The organism is Micromonospora sp. NPDC003816, from assembly GCF_042874705.1.
Classification (GTDB): domain Bacteria; phylum Actinomycetota; class Actinomycetes; order Mycobacteriales; family Micromonosporaceae; genus Micromonospora.
In genome coordinates, this window is the sequence record NZ_JBIANP010000017.1 from 16,665 (window position 1) to 26,805 (window position 10,141).

Consider the following 10,141-nt stretch of genomic DNA (forward strand, 5'->3'; position numbering starts at 1 on the left):
ATCGCCGTTCCCACGGCACCGAACCTCCGTCCGACGGCACCGCACCGGGCGGGAGCGTCGGCCCGATCAGCCCGCCGGGGCCGAACGGTCGGCCGGGCGGGGCAGCGCACCGGTGGTCTCCAGGATCAGCGTGGCGACCGCCTCGGGATCGTCGCTCATCGGCACGTGACCGCAGCCGGAGAGGGTCTGCACGCGGGCGCCCGGCAGCTCGGCGCGGGCCCGTTCGGCCTGATGGACGCCGAAGATGCGATCTCGGTCACCCCAGCCGATGGTGACCGGTGCCGCGCACGCCCCGAGCGCGCCGCAGTCGACCCGGTAGCCCCGCGCGGCACGGGCGACGGTGCCGAAACCGGCACACCGGCGCAGGGCGAGCGCGTCGGCCAGAGCCCGCTCGGCGTCCAGCGCCGCCGGACGGGCCACCAGCGGGCCGAGACACCACGCGCGCAGGCCCGGCGAACGCAGTGCGGCCCGGATCAGCGGCGTGGGCAGGTGGCTGGTGACCCGCATCCAGCTCAGGGCGCGCAGCGCCCGGCGGCGTTCGGCGTCGGTGAAGAACCCGGCGGGGGAGAGCGCGGTGACCGAGGCGGCCAGCCCGGACACGGCCAGTTCCAGGCCGATCGCGCCGCCGAGGCTGTACCCGGCGACGTGCGGACGGTCCAGCCCCCAGTCGGCGAGGACCGGCCGGATGGTCGTGATGATGGCCGCCATGTCGGTGGGCATCCCGGTCGTCGGCACCGGGGACTCGCCGAAGCCGGGCAGGTCGATCGCGATCACGTCGTGATGCGCGGCGAGCCGGTCGAAGACCGGGTCCCACGCCTGGTGGCGGTGCCCGATGCCGTGCACGAGCAGCAACGGCTCCCCGGTCCCGGCCCGCCGGAAACGCAGCGTCACGAGCCGCCCCCCTCCACCGAGGTGCGCCCGAAGGATCGCCCCAGTAGGCGTACCTCGTCCTCCATCCGCGTGACCATGGTCGTACCCCCGAAGCGGGTGATCACCGCGTCGGCCAGCCGGCTCTGTGCGATCGGCCGCATCGCCTGGACCAGCCCGATCGAGCGCGGCACGTACACCTTGCGGCGGCGGCGCTCGATGCCGCGCAGCAGCTCCTCGGCGCACCGCTCGACGCTCACCACGGTGTTCAGCGGCCAGGGCAGCCGGCGTTGGGCCTCCCGGAACGAGGCGAGATCGTCGCGCAGGTCGCGGACCATGTCGGTGTCGATCCAGATGGGGTGGGCGGTGCCCACGGTGAGGCCGTGTCGACGGTTCTCCAGGCGCAGGACGTTGCCGAACTGTTCCGCGCCCGCCTTCGACGCGCAGTACGCGGCCATCCCGGGCATCGCGCCGAAGGCCGCCGCCGAGGAGACGATCAGCACGTGCCCCCGGGCGGCGAGCACCTGTGGCAGGGCCGCGCTGACGGTACGCACCACGCCGGTGAGGTTGACCTCGATGGTGCGCGCGAGCGCGTCGACCGGACCCAGCGCGACCGTCCCGAGGTTCGCGATGCCGGCGTTGGCCACCACCACGTCGATGCCGCCGAACCGCTCGACGGTGGAGGTGACGGCGTCGTCCAACGCGGACTGGTCGGTCACGTCCGCCTCGTACCAGTGGCCGTCCAGCTCGACGGCGAGCTGCCGCAGCAGCGCCGGCTCCAGACCGACCAGTGCGACGCGGGCGCCCCGGGCGGCGGCGCGCCGGGCCAGCTCCGCGCCGATGCCCCGGGCCGCTCCGGTGATCAGGATCGTCCGGTCGCGAAGGTCGTACCGCATCGGCGTGCTCCCTGTCCCGGTCGGCGCCGCCGGTGGTGGTGGCGCGGTGGGCGACCGGACGGAACCAGACCGTACCGCGACCTGTGGTCGGCAGCGCGGCGGAGGCCGCCGGCCGAGGGGCACGAGCGTGCAGCTCGGCGTCGTCCTGCTGCGGACATCGGGGTCGACATCGGGAAGGATCGGCCCGACGACCACGACGAGCAGGAGACCCCCGCATGGCTGACTTCGTCGGTGCCGTGGACCAGGGCACCACCAGCACCCGCTTCATGATCTTCGACCACGGCGGTAACGAGATCGGCCGTCACCAGCTCGAACACCAGCAGATCCTGCCGCGCGCCGGGTGGGTGGAGCACAATCCGCTGGAGATCTGGGAGCGGACCCGGACCGTCGTGCGTACCGCCCTGAACACGCACGGCATCGCCGCCTCCGACCTCGCGGCGCTCGGCGTCACCAACCAGCGGGAGACGACGGTGGTGTGGAACCCGCGCACCGGCCAGCCGTACCACAACGCCATCGTCTGGCAGGACACCCGCACCGACCGGATCGCCGCGGCGCTGGAGCGCGACGGGCGGGGCGACGTGATCCGCAGGCGGGCGGGCCTGCCCCCGGCGACCTATTTCTCCGCAGGCAAGATCCAGTGGATCCTGGAGAACGTCGACGGGGTGCGGGCCGCCGCCGAACGCGGCGAGGCGGTCTTCGGTAACACCGACACCTGGCTGCTCTGGCACCTCACCGGCGGTCCCGACGGCGGCGTGCACGTCACCGACCCCACCAACGCCAGCCGGACCATGCTGATGGACCTGGAGACGCTGGACTGGGACGACGAGCTGCTGTCGTTCTTCGACATCCCCCGGGTCATGCTGCCCGCCATCCGCCCCTCGTCCGACCCGCACGCCTACGGCAGCACCCGCCCCGACGGTCCCTTCGGCGGGCCGGTGCGGATCACCGGCGACCTGGGGGACCAGCAGGCGGCCACCGTCGGGCAGGTCTGCTTCGCGCCCGGCGAGGCGAAGAACACCTACGGCACGGGCAACTTCATGCTGCTCAACACTGGTACGGAACTGGTCCGGTCAAAGGCCGGCCTGCTCACCACCGTGTGCTACCAGTTCGCCGGGGCGGACCCGGTCTACGCGTTGGAGGGCTCGATCGCGGTCACCGGGTCGGCCGTGCAGTGGCTGCGTGACCAACTCAAGATCATCAACAGTGCGGGGCAGAGCGAGGACCTGGCCCGCCAGGTCTCCGACAACGGCGGGGTGTACTTCGTACCCGCCTTCTCCGGCCTCTTCGCCCCGTACTGGCGGTCCGACGCGCGCGGCGCCATCGTCGGGCTGTCCCGCTACAACACCGACGCCCACATCGCGCGGGCCACGTTGGAGGCCATCTGCTACCAGAGCCGGGACGTGGCCGAGGCGATGGCCCAGGACTCGGGCGTGGCCCTGGAGTGCCTGAAGGTCGACGGCGGCGTCACCGTCAACGACCTGTGCATGCAGTTGCAGGCGGACGTCCTCGGGGTGCCGGTGAGCCGGCCGGTGGTCGCCGAGACCACCGCCCTCGGTGCCGCGTACGCCGCCGGGCTGGCGGTCGGCTTCTGGCGGGACACCGACGAGCTGCGGGCGAACTGGAACGAGAGCCGGCGCTGGCAGCCGACCTGGTCGCCGCGACAGCGGGCGGAGGGCTACGCCGGCTGGCAGAAGGCGGTACGCCGCACGCTCGACTGGGTCGACGTGGACTGACCGTACGGCGGCAGACCAGACGGGTTTCCATCACGTTTCGTGGACACGCCATCACTGCGTGTTGGTGACGCGTTCCCGGGATGTCCGGTCGGTCTGCCTTAGCATCCCGATGTCCGGCAGGTGCCGGTGTGGGACAGGGAGGGGCAAACATGCGGATCACGCGGGCCATCGTGGCGATCGTGGTCGTGTTGTCGGCCGGCGTGCTCGCGGGCACGGCGAACGCGGCGGAGCCGTCACCGTTCACGGTGGTCAACGGGTCGATCAACCCGGCGACCGGCACGCCCGTGCCCCCGTCGGGCACCCACGCCACCCTGTGGCGCAACAGCAGTCACGCCACCACCGTGCTGCAGGGCTCCGGCCAACTGGTGATCGGCGCGATCGGCGACGAGTGCGACGGCTGGCCGGTCGTCCGGGTGAGCGTGGGCGGCCAGCCCGTCGGCGAGGTGACCGTCACCAGTGCCACCGACTACGGCAGCTACCTGGTCGGCGCGCCGCTGGCGTACGGGCGGCACTCCGTCCGCATCGAGCTGGTCAACGACCGCTACACCGCCGCCTGCGACCGCAACGTGCACGTGGCGTACGCCCGGACGGAGGAGGCCGGGCCGGTCGACACCACGTTCGGCTTCGCGGTGGTGCCGGACACCCAGGAGGAGGTGCTGACCTCGGGCGACACCCGGATGCGGCAGCGCATCGACTGGCTGGTGGCCCAACGCACCGCCCTGGACCTGCGCTTCGTCACCCACTCCGGGGACGTGGTCAACTACGACACCCCCGACCACGTGCAGTACGCCCGCGCCAGTGCCGCCCTGCGTCCACTGGAGGCGGTCGGCCTGCCGTACACGCTGGCGGTCGGCAACCACGACACCCAGGTCTTCGGTCCCGACGGCGTGCTGCGCAGCCCGGCCGGGCCGTTGCTGCGCGACACCACCACCTTCAACCGGTACTTCACCGCCGACCGCTTCGGGGTGGTCGGAGGCCGCTTCGAGCCGGGCAAGGTGGACAACGCGTTCGCCGCCTACCGTGCCGGTGGGGTGCAGTGGCTGGTGCTGACCCTGGAACTGTGGCCCCGGAGGGCGGCGGTCGCCTGGGCGCAACAGGTCGTCGCGGCCCACCCCCGGCACAACGTGATCGTGGTGACCCATCACTTCCTGGAGAGCGACGCCACCATCGGCCAGAGCGCCGGCTTCGGGTCGACGAGCCCGCAGTACGTCTTCGACAACCTGATCCGCCGGTACGCCAACATCCGGTTCGTCTTCTCCGGACACACCGGCACCGCGGCGTCACGGGTGGACACCGGGCTGCACGGCAACCGGATCCACTCGTTCCTGCAGACGTTCCACTCGCCACGGACCAACCCGGTCCGACTGGTGGAGATCGACACGGCCGCCAACTCACTGCGCACCTGGATCCATGCGCCGTACACCGACGAGGACTTCCCAGCCCACAACCGCACCTACACCAACCTCAACCTCATCCGCTGACCCTCGCTGCCCCCCGCTGCCCCCCCGCTGACCCCCACTGGCGTGCCCGCCTGCTGTGGTTGATCAAGAAGTTTGGTCGCGACACGCCGACCCCGGTACGACCAAACTTCTTGATCAACGCGGGGGTGTGTGGGGTGCGGGTGGGGTGCGGAGGGGGGTCTCAGAACTGGCTCAGAATAGTCTCAGTATCACTTTGAGATTCGAGATGGCGGTAGACGGTGGCTCGGGACACCCCGAACTCGGCGGCGATCTCGTCGGCCGAGTGGGTGCCCGCCAGGTGCATCCGGCGGGCCGCCGACACCTGGTCGGGGCTCATCGCACGCGGTCGCCCCGGCCGCCGTCGGCCGCCTCGTGGGCGCGGGCCGGCTGCCGGGGCGGTCGAACCGTCCGCGCCGGTGCCGGTGGTCGGCGGAGCGGCCAGCGGGGAGTCCTCCAGCAGTCGGCGGACGCCGTCGAGCATGTCCTCGCGCAGCGCACGCTCGGGTACGTCGGTGAGGAAGAGGACCGGATCGCCGCACATCGCGAGCGCCTGTACCGCCCGGACCCGCTCCCGCACAGCCGGGTTCGGCCCGGCCACGATCTCGCTGGCGCGCATCGCGATCCGCATCAGCCGCTGGTAGTCCGTGCCACGATCGACCAGCGCCAGGTCGTGGTAGAGCATGCCCAGCGAGTGCCGGTGGGCGAGCATGACGTCCACCCAGCCCTCCAGGAGCGACCACCGGGCCTGTCCCGCCGGTAGGGCCTCGGCCCGGTCGAGCAGCTCCTCCAGGTCCCGCACGAACGGCTCGGCGAGGTCGGTGAGCAGGTGTGCCTTGCTGGGGAAGTGATAGAGGATCGCCGCCTTGGTCAGTCGCAGGCGTTCGGCGATCTGGCGCAGCGAGGTGCGTTGGTAGCCCTGCTCGGTGAACATCTGCAACGCCGTGCGCAGGATCCTGCTGCGCGTGTCGTCGACTTCCTCCCAGCTCATGGCGTTCAGCGTAGCGGTCCCTGACCGCTGGACGGGCGCTGCGGGAATCCACTTACCATCGGTCAGTACAGTGAGGGGTGGTCGGTACACCGAGCGACAGGAGGCACCCATGTCCGTGATCTCGATCGAGAACCTCGTCAAGACCTTCGGTGGTGTACGTGCCCTGGACGGACTCGACCTGACGGTGGAACCGGGGGAGGTGCACGGCTTCCTGGGACCCAACGGCGCGGGCAAGTCCACCACCATCCGGATCGTTCTCGGCCTGCTGCGCCGCGACTCCGGACAGGTACGCGTCCTCGACGGCGACCCGTGGCGGGACGCGGTCGCGCTGCACCGGCGGCTGGCGTACGTACCCGGTGACGTCAACCTCTGGCCCAACCTCACCGGCGGGGAGGCGATCGACCTCTTCGGCGCGTTGCGCGGCGGTCTCGACGAACGCCGCCGCGACGAGCTGCTGCGACGCTTCGAGCTGGACCCGACGAAGAAGTGCCGCACCTACTCCAAGGGCAACCGGCAGAAGGTCGCCATCGTCGCCGCCTTCGCCTCCGGCGTGGAGCTGTACGTCCTGGACGAACCCACGTCCGGTCTGGACCCGCTGATGGAGGCGGTGTTCCAGGAGGAGGTCCGCACGCTCACCCGGGCCGGAGCGAGCGTGCTGCTCTCCAGCCACGTGCTCGCCGAGGTGGAGGCGCTCTGCGACCGGGTCAGCATCATCCGGGACGGGCGCACCGTGGAGTCCGGCAGCCTCGCCGAGCTGCGCCACCTGGCGCGTACCACGGTGACCGTCGAGACCGCACGGCCGCTGACCGGGCTGGCGGAGCTGCCCGGCGTCCACGAGGTCCGTCCGGTCGACGGCCGGGTCAAGCTGGAAGTGGAGCCGGCGCACCTGGACACCCTCCTCGGCCACCTGGTCCGGTTCGAGGTCCGTGCCCTGACCAGCACGCCGCCCACGCTGGAGGAGCTGTTCCTGCGGCACTACGGCGGCAGCACCGACGCGGGACGGCAGGCCGGCGACGTCGAGCGGGAGACCACCGCCGGAGGTACCCGATGAGCGCCTTCACCGGCACCGGGCGACTCGCCCGCCTCGCGCTGCGTCGGGACCGGATCCGCCTGGCGGTCTGGGTCCTCGGCACCCCGCTGATCGGCTACGGGCTGGCCGAGAGCGTCGCCGGTCTCTACCCCGACGAGCAGACCCGCCTCGGGTACGCCGAGACCGCCCTGTCCAGTGTGGTCGCCCGCGCCTTCAACGGTCCGATCGCGAGCGCCGACCTCGGCGCGGTGGTGGTCGCCGAGACGTACCTCACCCTCACCCTGCTCGCCACGCTGCTGAGCACGTTCGCCGTGGTCCGGCACACCCGGCAGAACGAGGAGACCGGGCGCGCCGAACTGCTCGGCGCCACCGTCGTCGGCCGGTACGCCCTGCTCACCGCCGCCCTGGTGGTGGTCGTCGGCGCGAACCTGGCCTCCGCCGCGCTGCTCGCCCTGGCCTTCGTCGGGGCCGGGCTGCCGGTCGTCGGTGCGGTGGCCGCCGCCGCCGCGATCGGCGGGGTCGGCGTCGCCTTCACCGGCCTCGCGGCCGTCACCGCCCAGCTCTCGGTCAGTTCCCGGGGCGCCAACGCGCTCGCCGCGGCCACCGTGGGCGTCGCGTTCCTGCTGCGCGCCGCCGGCGACGTGCTGGGCGAGCGCGGCAGCGACGGTACGCGGCTGGACAGCGCCTGGCCGACCTGGCTCTCGCCGTTGGGCTGGGGCACCCAGGTACGCGCCTTCGGCGCCGAACGATGGTGGGTGCTCGCACTGCCGGTGGCCCTGCTGGTGGCCGGTGTCGCGCTGGCCTACCTGCTGGCCGAGCGCCGGGACGTCGGCGCGGGTCTGCTGGCCGCGCGGCGTGGACCGGCCCGAGCGGGCTCGGGGCTGCTCGGACCGGTCGGCCTGACCTGGCGGTTGCAGCGCGGCGCACTGGCCGGCTGGGCGGTGGCGGTGGTGGTGCTCGGCCTCTCCATGGGGGTGGCCGGTCACGAGGTCGACGCGATGATCGCCGAGAACCCGGCGGCGGCCGACGTGATCGCCCAGCTCGGCGGCGGGGCGGAACTCGTCGACGCGTACCTGGCCGCGATCCTCGGCCTGTACGCGCTGACCATCGGCGCGTACGTCGTGCAGGCCCTGCTGCGGACCCGCAACGACGAGTCCGACGGCATCCTGGAGGCGCTGCTGGCCACGGCGGTGAGCCGGACCCGGTGGCTCGGCACGCAGGTGTGCGGCGCGGTGCTCGGCGCGGCGCTGCTGGTGCTGCTGGCCGGTCTCACCACCGGGCTCGGGTACGGCCTGGCGGCCGGTGACGCGGTCGGCTGGACGGTCGAGCTGGGCGGGGCGGCGCTGCTGCGGTTGCCCGCCCTGCTGGTGCTCGTCGGGGTGGTGACCGCCCTGTTCGGCGCGGTGCCCCGCTGGTCGGTGGCGTTGAGCTGGGCGGTGCTGATCGCCTTCCTGCTGCTCGGACAGTTGGGCGCGGTGCTGGAGCTGCCGCAGGCGGCGCTGAACCTGTCGCCCTTCACGCACGTGCCGTCGGTGCCCGCCGCCGACCTCAGGGTGCTGCCCCTGGTGGTGCTCACCGCCGTGGCGGCCGTGCTGCTGGCCGTCGGAGTGGGCGCGTTCCGGCGGCGCGACACCCCGGTCTGAGGTGTAAGGAGGGGACCCCTGCTAACGCCTCGTGCATAGCAGGGGTCCCCTCCTTACATCCGCACCCGCGCTAACCCGCCTCCGTCTGACAACAGCGGTGCCGTCATGTCGCCGGAACCCCAAGGGCGGCAGCGAGCTGGACGATCGTCGTCGGGGCGTGTGGGCTCCGGAGCACCTGGACAAGCAGGTCGCGGGCGGCGGGGCGGTGCCGGACCTCGGCGGGTGCGATGCTCTGGACTTGCCGCAGGGTCCGGGCGGCGTTCGTGGCATCGTGAGCGTGCAGGTGCGCGCGAGCGGCGTCGATCAGGTGTGCGGCGCGATGCTCGACAGGCAGCCACCGCCAGCCGAGGCCTACGGTGGCCCTCTGATGCCAGGCCAGCGCCTCACCCGCATCGCCCAACTCCAGAGCCGCCAGAGTGCGCGCTGCGGCCACGGCGGTGGGTCCGAAGGCGGTGCGATGGTAGTCGTGGCCGTCGCCCACCTGGTCGGCCAGGTCGGCGGCCTCATCGAGCAGGTTGGCGGCACCACGCTCATTGCCGTCGCCGGCCGCCGCCAACGCGCCCTGCACGAGCAGCGTGCCGCACAGGGACAGGTACGCCGACGGGCTGCCGTCGAGGTCCGGCGGGGTGATCCGGTACGCGGTGGTCCGCATGGTCGACACCGCAGCGCCCGCCTGCCCGGTGGCGCGCAAAACCGGCCCGAGCTGCACCGCCGCCGTCGCCACCAGCACCGCATCGCCGGTGGCGAGCGCCATCGCCCGGTCGGCGGCCAGCCAGGCAAGCTCGGTCTCACCGAGCTTCGTCAGCAGTGCCGAGCCGACCCGGTACGCCTCCACCAGCGGTACGCGCCCCGATCCCGGCTCGCAGGCGTAACCGCGCTGCGCCCCGGTGATCAGCCCGGGCAGCAGGTCGATCAACTGGGGGTATTGGGCATGCTGGTAGGTGTTCCAGGCGTAAGCCACGCCACCGGCCAGTTGATCCGCTGCCGGTACCTCACGCTCCGGCACCCGCCGGCCCGCCACGATGTCGTACGCGGACAGTGCCGCCCGGATCCGCTCCACACCGGCCGCCCGCTCGCTTACGGCAGCGGTGTGGACCTGGCGGCCCAGCAGCACCGACTGCTCGACTCGCAACACGGCGGCGATCTCCGCGATCGTGGACACCTTGTCCAGCGACCGCGCACCACGCTCGACCTTGTCGACCCAGCTCTTCGATTTGCCCATCCGGTCGGCGAACACCTGCTGCGACATGCCCCGCCGCCCTCGCCAGTAAGCCACCCGCCGACCGATCGGCAACAACTCGTCACCCACGCCGCCACCGCCGATCCGGTACCGCCCGGGTCGTCTCCTCGACCGGTACGCGCTCCGCCTCGGCCTGGGCGAGCACCCGCCGCTTCGCCGCTTCCCGTTCGTTCGCCTGGATCTGCTCGCCCCTACTTGGCGTGCCGCCATCGTTCTGGCCGCTCATTCCCGACTCCTTCGTCATCAGAGGCGGCAGCGGAAAGGTCCAGACAAGCCCATGCTGT

9 protein-coding genes are annotated in these 10,141 nt (G+C 72.3%); 4 read left to right on the forward strand and 5 right to left on the reverse strand.

Annotated elements, in window-relative coordinates; genetic code table 11:
* Positions 1-66 precede the first annotated feature (66 nt).
* Complete coding sequence (locus ACFYTT_RS29485) at positions 67-891, reverse strand: alpha/beta fold hydrolase (RefSeq protein WP_162854398.1); 825 nt, start codon at positions 889-891, stop codon at positions 67-69.
* Positions 888-1,763, reverse strand: a complete 876-nt coding sequence (locus tag ACFYTT_RS29490; protein ID WP_387264094.1) for an SDR family oxidoreductase — start codon at positions 1,761-1,763, stop codon at positions 888-890. Before ACFYTT_RS29490 ends, ACFYTT_RS29485 begins: the two co-directional genes overlap by 4 nt.
* A gap of 215 nt (positions 1,764-1,978) precedes the next feature.
* Here ACFYTT_RS29490 and glpK point away from each other — a divergent pair, with 215 nt between their 5' ends.
* Entirely contained in the window at positions 1,979-3,496 is a 1,518-nt protein-coding gene (gene glpK / locus ACFYTT_RS29495) for a glycerol kinase GlpK (protein ID WP_387264097.1), read from the forward strand.
* Positions 3,497-3,645: 149 nt separating this feature from the next.
* A complete protein-coding gene (locus ACFYTT_RS29500; RefSeq protein ID WP_387264100.1) occupies positions 3,646-4,977 on the forward strand; it encodes a carbohydrate-binding domain-containing protein in 1,332 nt (443 codons plus the stop codon).
* Between the two features lie 160 nt (positions 4,978-5,137).
* Here the strand turns inward: ACFYTT_RS29500 and ACFYTT_RS29505 are convergent, their stop codons facing one another.
* Entirely contained in the window at positions 5,138-5,944 is an 807-nt protein-coding gene (locus tag ACFYTT_RS29505; RefSeq protein WP_387264103.1) for a TetR family transcriptional regulator, read from the reverse strand.
* Positions 5,945-6,053: 109 nt separating this feature from the next.
* On the opposite strand from ACFYTT_RS29505, the gene ACFYTT_RS29510 reads away from it, so the two are divergent.
* Entirely contained in the window at positions 6,054-6,995 is a 942-nt protein-coding gene (locus ACFYTT_RS29510; RefSeq protein WP_176094285.1) for an ABC transporter ATP-binding protein, read from the forward strand.
* On the forward strand, positions 6,992-8,617 hold the full coding sequence (locus ACFYTT_RS29515; protein ID WP_387264107.1) for an ABC transporter permease: 1,626 nt from the start codon (positions 6,992-6,994) through the stop codon (positions 8,615-8,617). The genes ACFYTT_RS29510 and ACFYTT_RS29515 overlap by 4 nt, the downstream gene beginning before the upstream one ends.
* 103 nt (positions 8,618-8,720) lie before the next feature.
* Here ACFYTT_RS29515 and ACFYTT_RS29520 read toward each other — a convergent pair whose 3' ends face one another.
* On the reverse strand, positions 8,721-9,926 hold the full coding sequence (locus tag ACFYTT_RS29520; RefSeq protein ID WP_387264110.1) for a helix-turn-helix domain-containing protein: 1,206 nt from the start codon (positions 9,924-9,926) through the stop codon (positions 8,721-8,723).
* The gene (locus ACFYTT_RS29525; RefSeq protein WP_223884292.1) at positions 9,919-10,083 is read right to left on the reverse strand and encodes a hypothetical protein; all 165 of its coding nucleotides are present in this window, start codon (positions 10,081-10,083) and stop codon (positions 9,919-9,921) included. The genes ACFYTT_RS29520 and ACFYTT_RS29525 overlap by 8 nt, the downstream gene beginning before the upstream one ends.
* Positions 10,084-10,141 lie beyond the last annotated feature (58 nt).